General features: G+C 70.0%; 20 protein-coding genes. 6 read left to right on the forward strand and 14 right to left on the reverse strand.

What is annotated here, in order from left to right:
- The 4 genes from ftsL to HMPREF0591_RS21615 all read right to left on the reverse strand — a co-directional run.
- The coding region (gene ftsL, locus HMPREF0591_RS21600) for a cell division protein FtsL (protein ID WP_040623676.1) at positions 1 to 867 on the reverse strand (867 nt) is incomplete at its 3' end.
- Complete coding sequence (gene rsmH, locus HMPREF0591_RS21605) at positions 864 to 2,039, reverse strand: 16S rRNA (cytosine(1402)-N(4))-methyltransferase RsmH (protein ID WP_085981703.1); 1,176 nt, start codon at positions 2,037 to 2,039, stop codon at positions 864 to 866. The genes rsmH and ftsL, both read right to left, overlap by 4 nt.
- Positions 2,014 to 2,445 (reverse strand): division/cell wall cluster transcriptional repressor MraZ, encoded by a 432-nt coding sequence (mraZ, locus tag HMPREF0591_RS21610; protein ID WP_007170790.1) that lies wholly within the window; start codon positions 2,443 to 2,445, stop codon positions 2,014 to 2,016. Before mraZ ends, rsmH begins: the two co-directional genes overlap by 26 nt.
- Before the next feature lie 461 nt (positions 2,446 to 2,906).
- Positions 2,907 to 3,311 carry a DUF3040 domain-containing protein gene (locus tag HMPREF0591_RS21615; protein WP_007170791.1) on the reverse strand — a complete coding sequence of 135 codons (405 nt, stop codon included), beginning with the start codon at positions 3,309 to 3,311 and terminating at the stop codon, positions 2,907 to 2,909.
- Between the two features lie 332 nt (positions 3,312 to 3,643).
- Here HMPREF0591_RS21615 and HMPREF0591_RS21620 point away from each other — a divergent pair, with 332 nt between their 5' ends.
- On the forward strand, positions 3,644 to 4,249 hold the full coding sequence (locus HMPREF0591_RS21620) for a GNAT family N-acetyltransferase (RefSeq protein ID WP_007170792.1): 606 nt from the start codon (positions 3,644 to 3,646) through the stop codon (positions 4,247 to 4,249).
- A gap of 150 nt (positions 4,250 to 4,399) precedes the next feature.
- Entirely contained in the window at positions 4,400 to 5,041 is a 642-nt protein-coding gene (gene lppM, locus HMPREF0591_RS21625) for a lipoprotein LppM (RefSeq protein ID WP_085981709.1), read from the forward strand.
- Here lppM and HMPREF0591_RS21630 read toward each other — a convergent pair.
- On the reverse strand, positions 5,038 to 5,934 hold the full coding sequence (locus tag HMPREF0591_RS21630; protein ID WP_040623601.1) for a mycobacterial-type methylenetetrahydrofolate reductase: 897 nt from the start codon (positions 5,932 to 5,934) through the stop codon (positions 5,038 to 5,040). The genes lppM and HMPREF0591_RS21630 overlap by 4 nt on opposite strands.
- Positions 5,935 to 6,250: 316 nt before the next feature.
- Between HMPREF0591_RS21630 and idsA2 the strand changes: the two genes are divergently transcribed.
- Both idsA2 and HMPREF0591_RS21640 read left to right on the forward strand, forming a co-directional pair.
- Positions 6,251 to 7,300: a bifunctional (2E,6E)-farnesyl/geranyl diphosphate synthase gene (gene idsA2, locus HMPREF0591_RS21635; protein ID WP_007170795.1), complete on the forward strand. Its 1,050-nt coding sequence runs from the start codon at positions 6,251 to 6,253 to the stop codon at positions 7,298 to 7,300.
- 4 nt (positions 7,301 to 7,304) lie between these two features.
- A complete protein-coding gene (locus HMPREF0591_RS21640; RefSeq protein ID WP_007170796.1) occupies positions 7,305 to 8,978 on the forward strand; it encodes an alpha-(1->6)-mannopyranosyltransferase A in 1,674 nt (557 codons plus the stop codon).
- Here HMPREF0591_RS21640 and HMPREF0591_RS21645 read toward each other — a convergent pair.
- A complete protein-coding gene (locus HMPREF0591_RS21645) occupies positions 8,896 to 9,300 on the reverse strand; it encodes an Rv2175c family DNA-binding protein (RefSeq protein WP_007170797.1) in 405 nt (134 codons plus the stop codon). The two genes, HMPREF0591_RS21640 and HMPREF0591_RS21645, sit on opposite strands and share 83 nt — an antisense overlap.
- Before the next feature lie 80 nt (positions 9,301 to 9,380).
- Between HMPREF0591_RS21645 and HMPREF0591_RS21650 the strand changes: the two genes are divergently transcribed.
- Complete coding sequence (locus HMPREF0591_RS21650; protein WP_170826080.1) at positions 9,381 to 10,592, forward strand: protein kinase domain-containing protein; 1,212 nt, start codon at positions 9,381 to 9,383, stop codon at positions 10,590 to 10,592.
- A gap of 84 nt (positions 10,593 to 10,676) precedes the next feature.
- On the opposite strand, the gene HMPREF0591_RS21655 is transcribed toward HMPREF0591_RS21650, so the two are convergent.
- Genes HMPREF0591_RS21655 through HMPREF0591_RS21665 form a run of 3 tightly spaced genes read right to left on the reverse strand, consistent with a single transcriptional unit; the run spans position 10,677 to position 13,571 of the window.
- Positions 10,677 to 12,065, reverse strand: coding sequence for a class II 3-deoxy-7-phosphoheptulonate synthase (locus HMPREF0591_RS21655; RefSeq protein WP_007170799.1), 1,389 nt, complete (start codon positions 12,063 to 12,065; stop codon positions 10,677 to 10,679).
- Between the two features lie 60 nt (positions 12,066 to 12,125).
- Positions 12,126 to 12,650 (reverse strand): polyadenylate-specific 3'-exoribonuclease AS, encoded by a 525-nt coding sequence (locus tag HMPREF0591_RS21660; RefSeq protein WP_040623602.1) that lies wholly within the window; start codon positions 12,648 to 12,650, stop codon positions 12,126 to 12,128.
- A 36-nt stretch (positions 12,651 to 12,686) separates the two neighbouring features.
- Complete coding sequence (locus HMPREF0591_RS21665) at positions 12,687 to 13,571, reverse strand: hypothetical protein (protein WP_007170801.1); 885 nt, start codon at positions 13,569 to 13,571, stop codon at positions 12,687 to 12,689.
- 92 nt (positions 13,572 to 13,663) lie between these two features.
- Between HMPREF0591_RS21665 and HMPREF0591_RS21670 the strand changes: the two genes are divergently transcribed.
- Positions 13,664 to 14,947, forward strand: a complete 1,284-nt coding sequence (locus tag HMPREF0591_RS21670) for a glycosyltransferase 87 family protein (protein WP_083212294.1) — start codon at positions 13,664 to 13,666, stop codon at positions 14,945 to 14,947.
- A 10-nt stretch (positions 14,948 to 14,957) separates the two neighbouring features.
- Here HMPREF0591_RS21670 and HMPREF0591_RS21675 read toward each other — a convergent pair whose 3' ends face one another.
- The 5 genes from HMPREF0591_RS21675 to HMPREF0591_RS21695 all read right to left on the reverse strand — a co-directional run bounded on the left by HMPREF0591_RS21675 (position 14,958) and on the right by HMPREF0591_RS21695 (position 18,374).
- Positions 14,958 to 15,695 carry a lysophospholipid acyltransferase family protein gene (locus HMPREF0591_RS21675; protein WP_007170803.1) on the reverse strand — a complete coding sequence of 246 codons (738 nt, stop codon included), beginning with the start codon at positions 15,693 to 15,695 and terminating at the stop codon, positions 14,958 to 14,960.
- An 84-nt stretch (positions 15,696 to 15,779) separates the two neighbouring features.
- Complete coding sequence (locus tag HMPREF0591_RS21680) at positions 15,780 to 16,172, reverse strand: hypothetical protein (protein ID WP_007170804.1); 393 nt, start codon at positions 16,170 to 16,172, stop codon at positions 15,780 to 15,782.
- Entirely contained in the window at positions 16,169 to 17,419 is a 1,251-nt protein-coding gene (locus tag HMPREF0591_RS21685) for an ArsA family ATPase (RefSeq protein WP_007170805.1), read from the reverse strand. Before HMPREF0591_RS21685 ends, HMPREF0591_RS21680 begins: the two co-directional genes overlap by 4 nt.
- Positions 17,420 to 17,433: 14 nt before the next feature.
- Positions 17,434 to 17,868, reverse strand: a complete 435-nt coding sequence (locus HMPREF0591_RS21690) for an SRPBCC family protein (protein ID WP_040623604.1) — start codon at positions 17,866 to 17,868, stop codon at positions 17,434 to 17,436.
- A 116-nt stretch (positions 17,869 to 17,984) separates the two neighbouring features.
- Positions 17,985 to 18,374, reverse strand: a complete 390-nt coding sequence (locus tag HMPREF0591_RS21695) for a hypothetical protein (RefSeq protein WP_040623682.1) — start codon at positions 18,372 to 18,374, stop codon at positions 17,985 to 17,987.
- Positions 18,375 to 18,450 lie beyond the last annotated feature (76 nt).

Raw genomic sequence — 18,450 nt, forward strand, 5'->3', positions numbered from 1 at the left:
GGCCGGCACGCCCGGCAGCTGAGGTCCGGTCTGTCCCAGGTGCTGGCCGCCCAGCGTCGATGCCCCGTCGGGTGCGCGCAGCAGCGCCTCGGGCCCGGACCTCGCCGGCGCGGGCGCCCCTGGGGCCGGTTGCACCCGGACCGGCACCTCCAGCTGCGGCGCCGGCGGCGCCGGGGGCGGTGGCGGCCCCTGTTCGGGGAGCTTGCTGTTCAGCGGTGGCGGCGGTACCCCGTCAGCCGGCTTCGGCGTACCGACCACCACCCAGTTCCCGGACGGGTCCTGGACCAGGTGCGCGGTGTCCCGCGTGGGGATCATGCCCTGTTTGCGGGCCGCCTCCGCCAGCGCCGGTGCGGATTCCGCCTCACGCACGTCGCGTTCCAGCGCCTCCTTCTGCTGCTGCAGCAGCCGGGTCTTTTCGCGCGCGTGGCTCAACTTGTAGGAGCGCTCGGCGGAGTCCGTGGACAACCACAGCGTCAGACCCAGCCCGACGCCGAGCGCGCCGATGACCAACACGACGAACGGGACCCTGCTCGCCAGGGTGCGCGGCCGCAGGTCGATCAAAGCCAGCCGGGCCGCCAGGCGTTCACTCAGGCGAGGACGAACAACTTTGGGCGCCTTGGCTTTCCGTGCCTTTGCCCGCGCCTTGGCCTGACTCGTGTTCTTGGGGCGCGCCGGTCTCTCGGCCGGCCGGGCGATCGGGCTGGTCTGCGGCCCGGACTTGGGCGCGCGGCTTTCGCGGGTCGGCGCCGAGGTCCGCCCGGGCCGGGTGCGGCGCACCGAACCGGGATCGACCGTCGAGCGCCTGCCGCGCCGGGCGGAACCGTCGCGGTTGCCGCGGCGATTCGGCGTCTCCCGCTTTGCTTTCATGCGTCGGCCTTTCCGGTTGACTGCTGGACCCGTTGGACAGCTCGTAGCCGCACCGCCGCGCTGCGCGGATTGCGTTCGACCTCGTCGGCGTCGGCGCGTTCGGCGCCGTGCGTCAGCGACCGGAACCGCGGCTCGTGGCCGGGAAGTTCGACCGGCAGGTCGACCGGCGTGCGGGACGCGACCGCGGCGGCGAACAACCGCTTGACGATCCGGTCCTCCAGGGATTGGTAGGCCAGCACCACCATGCGTCCGCCAACGGCGAGCGCGTCCAACCCGGCCGGGGTCGCGGCGCGCAACGAGTTGAGTTCGTCGTTGACGGCGATCCGCAGGGCCTGGAAGGTGCGCTTGGCGGGGTGCCCACCGGTGCGCCGGGCCGGGGCCGGAATCGCTTGATAGAGCAGCGCCACCAAGTCCGCGGTGGAGGCGAACGGGGCGCGGGCGCGCCGGCGCACGACCTGCGCGGCGATCCGGCGCGCGAATCGCTCCTCGCCGTAGCGGTGCAGGATGTCCGCCAGCGCCGCTTCGTCGTAGGTGTTGAGGATGTCGGCCGCCGTCAGCGGCGATTCCGGGTCCATCCGCATGTCCAGCGGCGCGTCCTGGGCGTAGGCGAACCCCCGCTCGGCGCGGTCCAGCTGCATGGACGACACACCGAGGTCGAAGAGCATCCCGTCGACGGACTCGATTGCCCCATAGCCGGATTCGGCCAGGGCCGCGGCGAGGCCGTCGTATCGCGTGTGCACCAATGTGATTCGGTCGGCGAATCGCGCCAGCCGGGCCCGCGTGATTTCCAGCGCGTTGGGGTCGCGGTCGAGACCGATCAGCCGCAGCCCCGGCAGGTCGGTGAGGAACCGTTCGGCGTGTCCGCCCGCGCCGAGGGTGGCGTCGAGGAGGACGGCGCCCGAGCCGTCGGCGTCGTGACGGGTCAGCGCCGGGGTGAGCAGTTCGACGCAGCGGCCCAGCAGGACTGGCACATGCCCGAAGGCCGATGAATCGTTAGCCACCGCAACGCCTCCCGGGGTTTGGCGGCACCCGGCGGCCCTCAGGGCCGCCCTTGCATCGAGGTCCCTGTCCGAAGGCACGAACCTGGCGTTGGGGAAGTACGCCAGGGTCGGTTCGGGCAGAGGCCACGTTGCACGGGCATGCGCCTCAGATGATGTCGCCGAGTGCTTCATCGCTGGCCGCGGAGAAGTTCTCTTCGTGGGTCTGCTGGTAGTCCTGCCAGGCTTGGGCATCCCAGATTTCGAGGTAATCGACGGCGCCGATCACCACGCAGTCCTTGGACAGGTTCGCGTAGCGCCGGTGGTCGGCCGACAAAGTGATGCGTCCCTGCGCGTCGGGATGCTGCTCGTCCGTGCCGGCGGCGAGGTTGCGCAGGAATGCGCGGGCGTCCGGGTTGCTGCGCGAGGCCTTGCTCGCCCGGCGCGCGAGCTGCTCGAATTCGCCCCGCGGGTAGACGGCGAGGCTGTGGTCTTGACTCTTCGTGACCATCAACCCCCCTGCCAGCGCGTCACGGAATTTGGCGGGCAACGTCAGCCGCCCCTTGTCGTCGAGTTTGGGCGTGTAGGTGCCGAGAAACACCAGCTCACCTCCCGCTCGGGGTCACCCAAACACTGCAGCCACCATACCCCACAATCCCCCACTTCGCCCCATTCATGGAGTGTCGTGGCGAGGTTTTCCGGGTTATCCGCCACCCGGGCCGGCCGTCGTCGTCGGATTCCGGCTTCGGCGGCGATGTCGGGCGCCGCGGCGGACGCGAAAAAACCGCAGTTCACGCGGCTTGCACCGGCCGGGTGGGGCGTCGTGGGGCGGCCCAGTGGGGCCGGGTGGGGCCCATAACCTGCCCCGAAGCTCGGTTAGGGCACGATCCGGCGTCGAAACGGCGACGGCGGCCCGGCGATCCGGGGCCGGGCCCGGTGGGTCTGTCACGATCGCGCCGTGGGCGCGACCCGCGCGGGAAAGACGCAGCGCGGGAACCAGGTAGCGAAAAGGGCGTGAAAAAAGGGGCAGCCGCCGGCTACCCCTGTGCGTTGGCGATGCCGCTACTCGTCGAAGCGGCGGCGGAACCGGTCTTCCATCCGGCTGGTGAACGAACCCCCGCCGCCCTTGTTACGGCGCTGACGCAGGGAACCGGGCGCCGATCCGGGATGGTCCGGGCGGCCGGCCAGCCGCGGGCCGGTGATGGCGAACACCACCCCGCCGAACATCACGATGAACCCGAAGACGCTGAGAATCGGGAAACTTCCGATCATCGTGGCCTTGAAGGCCACCCCGGAGACCAGCATCGCCAGGCCGATGACGAACAGTGCCGCGCCCTGCAGGCGGCGGCGCGCGGTGGGCGCACGGAATCCTCCGCCGCGGACGCTCGACGCGAATTTGGGGTCTTCGGCGTAGAGAGCGCTCTCGATCTGATCGAGCATCCGCTGCTCATGATCGGAGAGTGGCATTCGTCCCTCCTTGCCGACAGTTGGCGCGTAACTATCGATAGCACGCGGATGCCCGTTGCGCGGGCAACTAATCGAAATGATACGAGGTCAATCTGCGCCATACCACTGGTTCGGTGGCCATTCTATCCTGGCCGGCGCCCGTCCCCCGCGGGAGCCGGAACCGCCGTGCGCTACAACCGGCTTCCCCACCCCGGGCGGCTGGTGGGCCGGTTGCTGCGACCGCTCGCCGGGCGAGCTGTCCCGCGTCCGATAATGGCTCCGATAATGGCGATGACGGCGCGGGGCCGCGCGGCCCGACGCGGCCGAGCACAGGGTGAGGAGGGCATCGCGAGTTGGCGCTATTCCTCATCGATCTGCCGCCCACCGATATGGAGCGCCGCCTCGGCGAGGCCCTGAAGGTGTACGTGGACGCGATGCGGTACCCCCGGGGCACCGAGAACCAGCGGGCGCCGATGTGGCTCGAGCACATCCACCGGAGCGGGTGGCAGGGGGTCGGCGTGGTGGAGGCCGACCCGGCCGACGCGGACGCGCCGATCCCCCCGGCGGCCGATCTGAACAACGCGCCGCTGCTCGGCGTGGCCTACGGCTACCCGGGGGCGCCCGGGCAGTGGTGGCAGCAGCAGGTCATCCTCGGTTTGCAACGCGGCGGCCTGCCGCCCCAGGAGATCGCCGGCCTGATGAACAGCTACTTCGAGCTGACCGAGCTGCACATCCATCCGCGCGCGCAGGGCCGCGGCCTCGGCGAGGCGCTGGCCCGGCGGCTCCTCGCCGGGCGGCCCGAAGAGAACGTCCTGCTGTCGACGCCGGAGACCAACGGTGAGCCCAACCGCGCCTGGCGGTTGTACCGCCGGCTGGGTTTCACCGACGTCATCCGCGGCTACCACTTCGCGGGCGACCCACGGGCGTTCGCGATCCTGGGCCGCAAGCTTCCGCTCTGACCGCCCGCTCGAGGGCGCGCCCCGGGCCGAGGTGCGGAAGCGGCACGCCGGATCTGGCACGATGACCTGGTGCGCGCCCGCCTCGCCCCGTCCCGAACCCCAGGGTTCACCGCTCGGCGGCGTCGGGTGGTGGCCATCGCGCTGCTGCTCATGCTGGTGCCGCTGCTCAGCGGGTGCCTGCGGGTGCGGGCGTCGCTCACCATCTCCCCCGACGACCTGGTGTCCGGGGAGATCGTCGCCGCGGCTAAACCCAAGACGCCCAAGGACACCGGCCCCCAGCTCGATAGCAACAACCTGCCGTTCAGCCAGAAGGTGGCGGTGTCGAACTACGACAGCGACGGCTACGTGGGATCGCAGGCGGTGTTCTCCGATCTGACGTTCGCCGAGTTGCCGCAGCTGGCCAACATGAACTCCGACGCGCAGGGCGTGAACCTGACGCTGCGCCGCAACGGCAACCTGGTGATGCTGGAGGGCCGGGCGGACCTGACCTCGCTGACCGATTCCGAAGCCGACGTCGAGCTGACCGTCGCCTTCCCCGGCGTGGTGACCTCTACCAACGGCGACCGGGTCGAGTCCACGGTGGTGTCCTGGAAGCTCAAACCGGGCGTGGTGAGCACCATGACCGCCCAGGCCCGCTACACCGACCCGAACACGCGCTCCTTCACCGGGGCGGGCGTGTGGTTGGGCATCGCGTCGTTCGCGGCGGCCGGCGTGGTCGCGCTGCTGGCCTGGATGAACCGCGACCGTTCGCCGCGGTTCACCGCGCCGGGCGACCAGCCGCCACCGGGCTAAGCCCCCTGGCCGGGTGACCAGTACGCCAGCATCTCCGCGAACGTCTGGAAGGCGGGCGCCGACACCCCGTAGGTGGCTTCCAGGTGGATGCTCAGCGGGAAGCCCAGCTCGGCCACGCCCTCGATGACGCGTTTGTACAGGTCGACCATGAGCTGGCGCTTCTGGGGCGGTTCACTGGCGGCCAGCCGCTTGACGAACTCCTGCTCGGCGGCCACCGCCGGGTTACCGGGGTCCTGAATCAGCCAGTTGATCAGGCCGACGCGGCTTTCCATCTTCGGGACGAAGCCGAACGACAGCAGGATCTCGGGCCGGTGATCGGTGTTCTTGGCGAATTCGCGCAGGAATCCCACGATCGCGTCGGAGTACAGCAGCTGGGTCATGCCGTAGGTCGCGCCCTGGTCGCACTTGAAGTTGAACCGGCCGTGTTCGCCGTCGCGGGTGGGAATCAGGATCACACCGCGGTTGGGCACCAAGTCGCGATAGATGGACAGGGCGTCGGTCGGCGCCACGCCCGAGCCCTCCCCGTCGTTCATCGTGCGTGGGACGCCGACGAAGACCACGCCCTCCATCCCGGCGTCGCGCAGATCGGTCAGCCGCTTGCGCAGCGTCGGCTCGTCGGAGAACGCGGTGACCTGGGTGCACAACCCGTGCATCCCCGCCAGTTCGGGCTTGACCATCGACCAGAAGTCCAGCACGTCGAGCTTGGGCTTCATCGTGATGGGACGGTCGTCGTCCTCGGCGATGATGCCCGGGATCATCACGTGCCGCAGCCGCCCGGTCAGCCCGGATTCCGCCGAGTACTGCACCACCTTTCGCGCGTCTTCCAGCGCCCGCTCCCGGCCTTCGTCGGCGTTGGGCGGCACCAGCTCGAGCGCAATGGTGTTGAGTGTCACGCGGCTTCTCTCCATCCGACGAAGGGTGGGGCGTCTTTCGGCCGCACGACAGTGGGCGGCCCCGACACCCCCGCCAGCATAGGCGCGGGGGTAGCACCCACTTGCGGGGGAATCTTGCGGGGGAATCTTGCGGGGGAATAGTGAGGCAGTCGGAGCAAACGCGGTCCCGCGACCGACGCCGGGTTGCAAAGACCGGCGGTGCCGCGCCGAATACACTGGTCGGGCCCGCCACACCAAGCCCACGCCGAGCCCACACCGAGCAGAAAGGGGCGCCGCGCTGAGCCCAAAAGCCCCAGCAGCAGCGGCAACCGTCGAGTTGACCGGCGCGATCACCGATCGGCTCCGGCGGTATCTGCGCGACCGGCGCGCCGACACGGCCTACATCGGCAGCGATTACGAGGACTTGGTCGCCGCCCTGGAAGACTTCGTGCTGAACGGGGGCAAGCGGCTGCGGCCGGCCTTCGCCTACTGGGGCTGGCGCGCCGTGGCCACCGGGGAGCCCGATTCCGAAGTGCTGCTGCTGTTTTCCGCACTGGAGCTGCTGCACGCCTGCGCGCTGGTGCACGACGACGTGATCGACGACTCCGCCACGCGCCGCGGCCGGCCGACCACGCACGTCCGGTTCGCCGACCTGCACCGCGCCCGACGGTGGCGCGGCTCGCCGGAGCGGTTCGGCATGTCGGCCGCCATCCTGCTCGGTGACCTCGCGCTGTCCTGGGCCGACGACATCGTGTTTCGCGCCGAGCTGTCGCCCGGGGCGGCGCGCCGCGTCCAACGGGTGTGGGCCGAAATCCGCACCGAGGTGCTGGGCGGTCAATACCTGGACATCGTCGCCGAAGCCAGCGGCGCGGAGTCGATCGCGTCGGCGATGAACGTCGACACCTACAAGACCGCCTGTTACACCGTGTCGCGGCCGTTGCAGCTGGGGGCGGCCGCCGCCGCGGACCGACCCGACGTGCAAGACGTCTTCGGCCGGTTCGGGACCGACATCGGGGTGGCGTTCCAGCTCCGCGACGACGTGCTGGGCGTGTTCGGGGACCCGGCGGTGACCGGCAAGCCGTCGGGTGACGACTTGCGGTCGGGCAAGCGCACCGTGTTGCTGGCCGAGGCGGTGGAGCTTGCGGACAAGTCGGATCCGTTGGCGGCCAAGCTGTTACGCGGCTCGATCGGGGCCCGGCTGACCGACGCCGAGGTGGACCGGCTGCGCGAGGTGATCGCGTCGGTGGGCGCCCTGGCCGCGGCGGAGCGACGCATCGCCGAACTGACCCGACGCGCGCTGGCCGCCCTGGACGCCGCCCCCATCAGCGCGGCGGCCAAAGCGGGGCTGTCCGAACTGGCCAGGATGGCCACCGACCGGTCGGCCTGAGCCGATGACGACCCCGACGCACACCCCGCCGTCCGGTTCGCCGTCCGACTTGCCGGCCACGAATTCATCTGGTGCCGGCTGGTTTTCGCAGCTGCGCGCGTTCCTAGCCGCCGCGCAGTCCCGCCCGGCGAAGCTCGGCTTGCTCGGTTCGGTGCTGATCGCCGTGGGCGCCCTGGGCGCGGGCAGCACCCGGCAGCACGACCCGCTGCTGGAGGCGATCCACATGTCCTGGCTGCGTTTCGGCCACGGCCTGGTGTTGTCGTCCATCGTGCTGTGGACGGGCGTGGGCCTCATGCTGATCGCGTGGCTGGGGCTGGGCCGGCGCGTGCTGGCCGGCGAGCTCACCGAGTTCATGATGAAGGCCACCACCGGATTCTGGCTGGCGCCGCTGCTGCTCTCGGTCCCCGTCTTCAGCCGGGACACCTACTCGTACCTGGCCCAGGGCGCGCTGCTGCGCGACGGCCTGGATCCCTACGCGGTCGGGCCGGTCGCCAATCCGAATATCCTGCTGGACAACGTAAGTCCCATCTGGACGATCACCACCGCACCCTACGGCCCGGCGTTCATCCTGGTGGCGAAGTTCGTCACCATGGCCGTCGGCAACAACCTGGTGGCCGGCACCGCGCTGCTGCGGCTGTGCATGCTGCCGGGGCTGGCGTTGCTCATCTGGGCCGCCCCCCGGCTGGCCCGGCACCTGGGCACCGACGGCTCGACGGCGCTGTGGATCTGCGTGCTCAACCCGTTGGTGCTCATCCACCTGATGGGTGGGGTGCACAACGAGATGCTCATGGTGGGGCTGATGGCCGCCGGCATCGCGCTGAGTTTCGCCGGCCGCCACGTGCTGGGCACGTCCCTGATCACGGTGGCGATCGCGGTCAAGGCCACGGCCGGGATCGCGTTGCCGTTCATGGTCTGGGTGTGGACCCGGCACCTGCGCCAACGCCGCGGATACCGGCCGCCCTGGGCCTTCGCGGCGGCCACGGTGATGACGCTGCTGACCTTCGCCGTCGTGTTCGGCATCCTGTCGGCGGTGGCCGGCGTGGGCCTGGGCTGGCTGACCGCGCTGGCCGGGTCGGTGAAGATCATCAACTGGCTGACCGTGCCCACCGCGGCCGCCAACCTCGTCCACGCCCTGTTCAGCGGGATTTTCGCGGTGCAGTTCTATCCACTGCTGCGCGTCACCCGACTGGTGGGAATCGCGATCATCGCCGTGTCGCTGCCGATGTTGTGGTGGCGGTTCCGGCGCGACGACCGGGCCGCGCTGACCGGCATCGCGGTCTCGATGCTGATCGTGGTGCTGTTCGTGCCCGCGGCCCTGCCGTGGTACTACTCCTGGCCGCTGGCCGTGGTGGCCCCGCTGGCGCAGTCACGGCGAGCGGTCGCGATCATCGGCGGCCTGTCGACGTGGGTGATGGTGATCTTCAAACCCGATGGCTCGCACGGGATGTACTCATGGCTGCACGTTTCGCTGGCCACCACCTGCGCGCTGCTCGCCTGGTACAGCCTCTACCGCACCCCCGAGGCGGGTGCCGCCGAATCGGGGGACACGGGAGCGGCGGCAGCGGAAGCGGAATCGGCCGCTCTAGTAGGCCCCCTCAGTAAGCCATGGCCTGCGCCCGGCGCACGACTTCGCGGGCCTGGTGCGCGTGCAGGGCGTCGACGGGGCGGGCGTTGCTGATGGCGTCGCGGCTGCCGTCGTGGGTGATCGTCAGCGAGGGATCCGGGGTGAACAACCACCGCACGATCTCGGTGTCGCGGTAGCCGCCGTCGTGCAGGATCGTCAACAGCCCCGGCAGGCTCTTGACCACCTCACCGGACTTGGTGAAGAACACCTGCGGCACCACCAGCCCGCCGTCGCGCTTCACCGCGACCAGGTGCCCCTCCCGGAGTTGCTGCTGCACCTTGCTGACCGAGATCCGGAGCAATTCGGCGACCCGCGGCAGGTCATAGGTTGGCTCGTCGGGATCCAAAACATCGTCGCCGGCAGGAATACTGCTCACCCGCGCAAGTGTAGGCCCTGGCACACGGTTTGAACCCCGGTTCCTGGGCCCAATCGCACGGGCACACCTACGATGGCCCCGTGGCCGGACCCGCAGCGGGAGACCCCTTGGACAGCGCGTTGGTGGATGGCCGCTACCTGGTGCAGTCCAAGATCGCCAGCGGCGGCACGTCGACGGTGTATCGCGGCCTCGACACCCGGCTCGACCGGCCCGTCGCGGTAAAGGTGATGGATTCCCGGTACGCCGGCGACGAGCAGTTCCTGACCCGGTTTCAGCGCGAGGCGCGCGCGGTCGCGCGGCTCAAGGACCCCGGGCTGGTCGCGGTCTACGACCAGGGCTTGGACGCCCGGCACCCCTTTCTGGTGATGGAGCTGATCGAGGGCGGCACGCTGCGCGAGTTGCTGGCCGAGCGCGGCCCGATGCCGCCCTACGCGGTGGCCGCCGTGCTGCGCCCGGTGCTGGGCGGGCTCGCCGCCGCGCACCGGTCCGGTCTGGTCCATCGCGACGTCAAGCCCGAGAACGTGCTCATCTCCGACGACGGCGACGTGAAGATCGCCGATTTCGGGTTGGTCCGCGCCGTCGCGGCCGCCGGAATCACCTCCACCAGCGTCATTTTGGGAACCGTGGCCTACCTGTCGCCCGAGCAGGTGCGGCACGGCGACACCAGCCCGCGCAGCGACGTGTACTCGGCCGGGATCCTCACCTACGAACTCCTCACCGGTCGCACCCCGTTCACCGGTGACTCGGCGTTGTCGATCGCCTACCGACGGCTGGACGCCGACGTGCCGCCGCCCAGTGCGGCGATCGACGGTGTGCCCCCGCAGTTGGACGAGTTCGTGCAGCGCGCGACCGCGCGCGACCCGGCCGACCGGTACGCGGACGCGATCGACATGGGCGCCGAGCTCGACGCCATCGCCGAAGAACTTGCCCTGCCGGACTTTCGGGTGCCCGCGCCGCGCAACTCCGCGCAGCACCGATCGGCGACCCTGGTCACCGCGCAGCATGCGCCGGCCGCCGCGCCGGTGCGCCAGCCCACCCGCCAACTGACCCGCGGCCCCGGGGACGACTGGCCGGGCGCGCAACGCCCCGACCACCAACCCGAAAAACCCGACGACGACGAATACCGGCCCGTCACGGGGGAATTCGCGGGCATCCCGATCGGCGAGTTCGCATACGCCCGCCAGCACGGCCGGCGCATGGTGCTGATCTGGGTGGCGGCGGTGCTGGCGCTCACCGGGCTGGTCGCCACCGCGGCGTGGACGATCGGCAGCAACCTCAACGGGTTGCTGTAGGGCTCGTCGCTTCGCGAGCGCGCGCAAATGCACGTTCCCAACGGCGTGTGCTCGTACAGACACGCGCGCTCGCCGGGCGAAGCGTCAGTCGCGCAGCATCTCGGCGACCAGGAACGCCAGCTCCAGCGACTGCTGGGTGTTCAGCCGCGGGTCGCACGCCGTCTCGTAGCGGCCCGCCAGATCCAGGTCCGAAATGTCTTGTGCCCCACCGAGGCACTCGGTGACGTCCTCGCCGGTGATCTCGACGTGGATGCCGCCCGGGTGGGTGCCCAGCGCGCGGTGCACCTCGAAGAAGCCCTGCACTTCGTCGACGACACGGTCGAAGTGCCGGGTCTTGTACCCGTTGGACGACTCGTGGGTGTTGCCGTGCATCGGGTCGCACTGCCAGATCACCTGGTGACCGGTGGCCTGCACCTTTTCCACGATCGGGGGCAGCAGGTCGCGCACCTTGTTGTTGCCCATCCGGCTCACCAACGTCAATCGGCCCGGTTTGTTCTGCGGGTCAAGCCGTTCCACGTATTCGACGGCCAGTTCCGGGGTCATCGTCGGGCCGATCTTCACACCGATCGGGTTGGCGATCACCTCCGCGAACGCGATGTGCGCGCCGTCGAGCTGACGGGTCCGCTCACCGATCCAGACGGTGTGCGCCGACAGGTCGAACAGCTGCGGCTCGCCGTCGTCGCTCTCCGACAGCCGCAGCATGGCCCGCTCGTAGTCGAGCACCAAAGCCTCGTGGCTGGCGTAGATTTCGGCGGTCTGCAGGTTGCGGTCGGCCACGCCGCAGGCGCTCATGAAGCGCAGACCGCGGTCGATTTCGGTGGCCAGCGCCTCGTAACGCGCGCCGGCCGGCGACGTCCGGACGAATTCCCGGTTCCAGTCGTGCACCAGGTGCAGCGACGCCAGCCCCGAGGACGTCAGCGCCCGCACCAGGTTCATCGCCGCGCTGGCGTTGGCGTAGGCGCGGACCAGCCGCGACGGGTCATGCTCGCGCGCGGCCGCGTCCGGGGCGAAGCCGTTGATCATGTCTCCCCGGTAGGACCGCAACCCCAGCGCGTCGATGTCGGCCGAGCGCGGCTTGGCGTACTGGCCGGCGATGCGGGCCACCTTGACCACCGGCAGGCTGGCGCCGTAGGTCAGCACCACGGCCATCTGCAGCAGGGCGCGGATGTTGCCGCGGATGTGGGGTTCGGTGTTGTCGGTGAACGTCTCCGCGCAGTCGCCGCCCTGCAGCAGGAAGGCCTCACCCCGGGCGACCTGGGCCAGCTGCTCCTGCAGCCGGACGATCTCCGAGGGCACCGTCACCGGCGGCACGCTCTCCAGGACCGTGCGCATCGCCGCCGCCTGGTCGGCGGGCCAGCTGGGTTGCTGGGCGGCCGGCTTGGCCAGCGCGGCGTCCAGCCTCGCCCGCAGGTCGCCGGGCAGCGGGGGCAGCGATGGCAGCTGGTCGATCGGGATGTCGACGGTCCAGTTCATCGGTCCATCGTAACCGGGTCGCGAGGGTGACTGATCAGGGCGAACGCCGCCCGGGCGGGCTCAGGCCGACGCTTCCCCGTCCGGCCCTTCCCCGGCGCCGGTCCCGCCGGCCGCGGTGATCAGCCGGAATCGGCGCAGCTGGTCGCGGGCGTCGACCAGCGCGTCGTGGGCGTCGCGCGACCGCGGCGGCATCGGTGGGCAGCCCCGGTCCTCCCACAATTGCCGCAGGTCCCGGGTGAACCGGGGTAAGGCCCGGGGCAACTCGGGCATGGTGCCCCACAGCTGGCAGAGGACCACGTGGTCGTAGGCGCCGATCCATGCCCACAGTTCGATGGGATCGCTGCCCCGCACGTCGAAGAAGTCCTCGAGGTCCAGGCGGATCTGCCGGCGCGAGCGCCACAGCTGCGAGGCCGGGGACGGCAGCTTGGGCAGCACGTTGGCGCGCACCCAGGCGCCGGCGCGCTCGGGGTCGAATTCGGTGGAGACCGCGTAGTACTCGCGGCCGTCCTCGGCGACCACCCCGATGGAGACCAACTCGATGGTGCGGCCGTCCTCGATGAACTCGGTGTCGTAGAAGTACCGCACCTTCAAAGCCTATGACCTTGAAAGCCTGTGAAACGCCTATCTGCTGATCAGGATGGGCCCGGTCGGCGGCGGTGCGGGGTGCACCTCGTGGTCGAGCTGGGCGTCGACGGTGCGGTCGTCGGGCAGCCGGGGCGTGCCGGCGATCGCGCACTGCAGGTAGAGCTTGGCCCGCACCACCGGGCGGCGCAGCGTCCGCTCCCGCTGCAACGCGCGGCGCATCTTGTCCGGTTGGGTGGTGTATCGCCAGCGGGCCCACGGCGCGTGCGGTCGCGACAACCGGACCGCGCCGATCACCAGCAGGACCACGATGAACATGCCGAGCAGACCGGTCCAGACCTTGCCCTTGAGCACCACGACCACGGCCAGCGGCAGCGTCAGCACCAGCGCGCCCGCCACCGCGGCCCGCAGCGGCCACGAATCGGCGCCCTCCCAAATCGGCAGGAAGAACATCAGCGGATGCAGGCCCATGATCAACAGACCGGCCACGCCGACGGCCGCGAACACGGCGTCCACCGACGTGCGCCCGTCCTCTTCCCAGTAGACGTCGGACAGGTGCAGGATCAACGCGTACTCGTCGAGCACCAGGGCGGCCCCGATCCCGAAAAAGATTGCGGACAACGTGAATTCGGGTTCGTGACCGTCGATGGACAGGGTGACCAGGGTCAGCCCGGAGAGCAGCACCAGCACCACACCGAACGTCACGTGGTGGATGTGCACCCCGCCGACATGCACGTTGCGCGGGTGCCACCATCTGGCCGGGCGGCCCGTTTCGGCGCGGTGGCGGATGAAGCGCACGAAGGTTCGCGTGACGAAGAACGTGAGGATGAAGGCCAGCAGGCAGCAGAGCAGGGGCAACCGGCCGCCACCGAGGATGTCGTGCGCGAACCAGCGCGTCACCCGCGGTACGAACCAGTGGAGCACTCTTGAAACGTACGCCTGCGGCCGCCGGGGCCGCGGGAGCCGCGCTGTGTGCCACCTGCCACGCCCCGGCACCGATTACGCTGTTGTCCGACATGAGTAGATGGCGGGCGCCCGGCGCGGGCAGTAAACCCGGGCAGGTCCTGCTGTGGTGCGGGCTTTGGCTGGTGGCCGCGGCGGGCCTGGGCTACGTGGCCTGGCAACTGTTCGGCCAAACGCCCTACCGCATCGACATCGACGTGTATCAGATGGGTGCGCAGGCCTGGATGCAGGGGCATTCGCTGTACCACGGTGATGTGTTGTTCCACACACCGATCGGGCTCAACCTGCCGTTCACCTATCCCCCGCTGGCGGCGATCGTGTTCTGCCCGTTCGCCTGGCTGCAGATGCCGGCCGCCAGCGTTGCCATCACGGCGTTGACGTTGGTGCTGCTGGTCGTCTCGACCGTGGTCGTGCTGACCCGCCTCGACGTCTGGGCCGCCTCCGCCGCGCTGCCCGGCCCGGCGGGGCTGCGCCGCTGGTGGCTGGCCGTGATGATCGCCGTGGGGGCGACGATGTGGCTGGAACCCGTCACCTCGAATTTCGCCTTCGGCCAGATCAACGTCGTGCTGATGACCCTGGTGATCGCCGACTGCATGCCGCGCCGCACCCCCTGGCCGCGCGGCCTGCTGCTGGGCCTGGGCATCGCGCTCAAACTCACGCCCGCGGTGTTCCTGCTCTACTTCCTGCTGCGCCGCGACAACCGCGCGGCCCTGACCGCGCTGGCGTCCTTCGTGGCGGCGACGGCGGTCGGTTTCGTTCTGGCATGGAGTGATTCGTGGGAGTACTGGACGCACACCCTGCATCACACCGATCGGATCGGTGAGGCGGGGTTGAACACCGACCAGAACATCGCCGGCGCCCTGGCCCGGCTCGGGCTGGGCGAGCAGCAGCGCTTCCTGCTGTGGGTGGGGGCCTCGCTGCTCGTGCTCGCGCTCACGGTCTGGGCGATGCGCAGGATGCTGCGCGCCGACGAGCCCGTGCTGGCCGTCGTCTGCGTCGCGCTGTTCGGGTTGGTGGTCTCGCCGGTCTCCTGGTCACACCACTGGGTGTGGGGGCTGCCGACGGTCGTGGTGCTCGCCGTGCTGGCGTGGCGGCGCCGCAACGTGGCGCTGGCCGTCGTCGGCGTCGCGGGGGTGGCGTTGATGCGATGGTCGCCGATCGACCTGCTGCCCAAGCACCACGAGGCGACGGCGGTCTGGTGGCGCCAACTCGCCGGGATGTCCTATGTGTGGTGGGCGCTGGCGGTTCTGTTGGCGGCCGGCCTGACGGTCACCGCCCGCACGGCGTCGGGTCGTTCGGCGCCCGAGCAATTGACGCCGGTGACAGCGGCGGGTTAGGGAAAGGCACTCAGCCGGCGGCGGTCTCGGGGATCCGCGCCGCGTCGCCGGTCGATCCCTCGCCCGACGAGCCGTTGCGATTCTCCTTGATGCTGGCGGCGTAGATGTCCACGTACTCCTGGCCGGACAGTCCCATCAGCTCGTAGATCACCTCGTCGGTGACGGCCCGCTCGATGAAGCGGTTGCCCGCCAGGCCCTCGAAACGGGAGAAGTCCATCGGCTCGCCGAAGCGAACGGTGACCCGCCCGAAGCGCAGCATGTTCGTGCCGGGCGGGTTGACGACGTTGGTGCCGATCATCGCCACCGGGATCACCGGGACCCCCGTGTGCAGGGCCAGGCGCGCCAGGCCGGTCTTGCCCTTGTACAGCCGGCCGTCCGGCGAACGCGTGCCTTCGGGATACATGCCCAGCAACTTGCCCGCCGACAGCAGCCGCTCGGCGGTGGTCAGCGCGGCCTGCGCGCTGTCGGCGTCGGTCCTGTCGATCGGCACCTGGCCCACGGCGGTGAAAAACCAGCGCTGAAACCAGCCCTTCAAGCCCGTTCCGGTGAAGTATTCGGCCTTCGCCAGGAAGGTGATCCGGCGACGCACCACCAACGGCAGGTAGAAGCTGTCCATCACCGCCAGGTGATTGCTGGCCAGGATCGCCGGGCCGGAACTCGGAATGTGTTCCAGGCCTTCAACTTTTGGCCGACCAAGCAAGTACAGCAGCGGGCCGAGGAGCACGTACTTGAATAGCCAGTACCACATGGCCCTCCCTCTCGCCCGCCCGCCGGTGTTCTGCGCCAACTGTACCCACCGCGTGCGGCCGGGACCACCTCCGGCGCAGCCGGGTCACTCCTCGACGGTGACGGGGATGGGCTGGTAGCGGGTCCTGGTCGCGGCGTCCGGAGCCGGCGTCTCGGTGACGCCATCGGCGGGCGGACCACCGGCCGGACCGCCGGGTGGCGGTTTGGGCGCGCCGTTGATGTCGTCGAGCATGGCGCGCAGCACCTCGAGCAGGGCGACGCTGTGGTCGGCGATGACGGTGACCAGCGGGTGCTGATCGCCGGTCGCCACCGCGGCCAGCGCGCACACCGGGCACCACACCTGCTGGCACTTGCCGGTCCCGGGTCCACGGCCGGCCGTCAGCGCGGCGGCGGCCCGCACGGCCGGGTCGATTCCGTCCAGGATCGTCTGGGCGAGCCGGCGCAGCTCCGGACCGATTTCGGGATGACCCGCACTCACTTAGGCCACACCTCCGGGTCTGGTCGAAAACGGACTGTCAGCTCGCTACCGCGCAGGTGCGCGTCCAGCACCGTGCACCGCCGCAGGACGGACGCCAGCCGAACCCTGCGCCGCAATCCGCCGGCGCTGATGATCAGGTCGTCGTCGACGCGCCCGAGCGCCAGCCCCGACGGATCGAGTTGCGGCAACGCTAGCCGCATACGGTAAATGGAACCAAGCCCCGTTCCCGATTCCAGGTCCACCGTGGGGCGCAGCGGGCCCGGCGGGGCCGTTCCGCCGCGACGGCGGGCACTGTCCAGCAACGCGCCCAGCGCCTTGGGGCCGATCGGCTCCCCGGACAGGTGCGGAGTCATCACCAGCGCCACCTCACCGATGGTGGCGTCGAGCTCGTCGAGAACACCACGTTGTTCGGAAATGCGTTCGGCGTACCAGTAAAACGCGGGGTGCTCCGGCAGGTTGCGGTATTCGTAAGACTCGTCTTCGGTGAGGACCTGGTTGACGATCAACTCCTCGACGCGCACCCCCATCAGGGCCAGCGAACCCAGCGTGCGCGCCGCCTCGGCGGCGACCACCCGCTCGGGGGTCAACACCAAATGCGCGCTGACCAATTCGCCGTCGGTGAGCAAGGAGCTGAGCGACTCGACGCTGGCGCTGACGCGCTCCAGCAGTTCCACCAGCGCCGCCGAGCGGGCGTCGTCGCCGCCGACCGACAGCCGGCGGTGCCGCGGCCACGCGCGTTCGACGTATAGCCCGAAGGTGGCGGGCAAGGTCAGCATCCGCAGCGCGTCGGCCGTCGACGCGCAGTCGACGACGATGCGATCCCAGCCCCCGGAGACCGCCAACTCACCGACGGCGTGCAGCCCGAGCACCTCCTGGACCCCCGGCAGCGCCGAAAGCTCTTCCGGCGCAATGGCACTCAGCTCGGAATCCGGGAATCGCCGATCCAGCGTGTCCACCAGGTCGCGCCAGCGGGCCTCGAGCAGGGCCAAGGTGTCCAACGCCAGCGCGTCGAGAAAGCCGCCGCCGGCCTGGGCGTCATCGGCGAGGACCCGGACCAGTTCGTCCCGGCTCGGCGGGACGGGGACGCCGAGCACGTCGCCGAGCGAGTGCGCCTGGTCGGTGGACACCACCAGCACCCGCTGCCCCGCGCTGGCGGCACCGACCGCCGTTGCGCACGCCAGCGTGGATTTTCCTACCCCGCCCTTGCCAACGAAGAGACTGATCCTGGCCGGGGTGGGCGCCCGCAATTCGCTGGACTCACTCAGCCCTCGACTCGTTTCTTCAGATCCTTCAGGGCGGTGTCGGTCAACCGGCGCTCGGCCTTGCGCTTGAGCAGCCCGATCATCGGCACGGCGAGATCGACCGTGAGTTCGTAGGTGACTTCGGTGCCAGAACCCTTGGGAGCCAACCGATATGTGCCCTCGAGGGAGCGCAGCAGCGAGCTGGAGACAAGCGTCCAACTGACCGACTGCCGGTCCTTGGGCCATTCGTAGGACATCACCAACGTGTCCTTGAGGACGGCCGCGTCGAGCACCACCCGCGCGACCTTCGGGTTACCGTCGGCGTCCGTCTCCTGGACCTCGGCCTCCCGGTACTCCGAGATCCACTGCGGGTAGGAATCGATATCCGCGATGACGTCCATCACCGTGCCCGGGTCGGCCTCGATGTAGATGGTCTGCGACGTCTTCTCCGCCACCTGGTGCTGCCCTCTCTCCCGCGGGCGGCCGAGGCCGCCGGCGGGGAAACTACCGTGCGGGTCTAACCCCCGGGCCTCCGGTCCGAAACGGTACTCTCCCTGCAAACCTGACCCGGCTAAACTACCGGAGAAACTCCGACCGGACGCGACCGTTCCAGTGTCGTCTTGACCTCGAAGGCCATTTTCTTGCCCGCCACCCGACGGCGGTGTGTCATTTTCGCCAGATTCAGCTTGGCCAACTGCCAGGCCGCCACGCCTGTCGGTTCGGCGTGCAGGAAATAGTGCAGCACCACCCCGTCCAGCGAGGGCTCCAGCCAGATCTCCATGGTGCCGGTCAGCGCGCCGGTGACCGCCCACCGGATGCCCTTGTCGCCGCGATCCTCCACGACCTGCAACCGCAGGTCCGGCCACCAGCGGCGCCAGCACGACCGATCGGCGACAGCGGCACCGACCCGCGCACCGTCGGCGGCGACGAACGTCTCGTCCGCGATCTGGATGCTGTTCACCATCTCAGCTTCACACACCGCCGCGGAAGGCGATGCCGAGGGCGGGCGGGCTGCCACCGTTCCTGCGCGAATGCGC

This window comes from Mycobacterium parascrofulaceum ATCC BAA-614 (assembly GCF_000164135.1).
In the GTDB taxonomy this organism is placed as follows: domain Bacteria; phylum Actinomycetota; class Actinomycetes; order Mycobacteriales; family Mycobacteriaceae; genus Mycobacterium; species Mycobacterium parascrofulaceum.

Coding starts and splice junctions, on each gene's coding strand:
- rsmH (WP_085981703.1), bottom strand. CDS start 2,039: ATGAAGCACTCGGCGACATCATCTGAGGCGCATGCCCGTGCAACGTGG.
- HMPREF0591_RS21615 (WP_007170791.1), bottom strand. CDS start 3,311: ATGCCACTCTCCGATCATGAGCAGCGGATGCTCGATCAGATCGAGAGC.
- lppM (WP_085981709.1), top strand. CDS start 4,400: ATGCTGGTGCCGCTGCTCAGCGGGTGCCTGCGGGTGCGGGCGTCGCTC.
- HMPREF0591_RS21640 (WP_007170796.1), top strand. CDS start 7,305: ATGACGACCCCGACGCACACCCCGCCGTCCGGTTCGCCGTCCGACTTG.
- HMPREF0591_RS21655 (WP_007170799.1), bottom strand. CDS start 12,065: ATGAACTGGACCGTCGACATCCCGATCGACCAGCTGCCATCGCTGCCC.
- HMPREF0591_RS21670 (WP_083212294.1), top strand. CDS start 13,664: ATGAGTAGATGGCGGGCGCCCGGCGCGGGCAGTAAACCCGGGCAGGTC.
- HMPREF0591_RS21675 (WP_007170803.1), bottom strand. CDS start 15,695: ATGTGGTACTGGCTATTCAAGTACGTGCTCCTCGGCCCGCTGCTGTAC.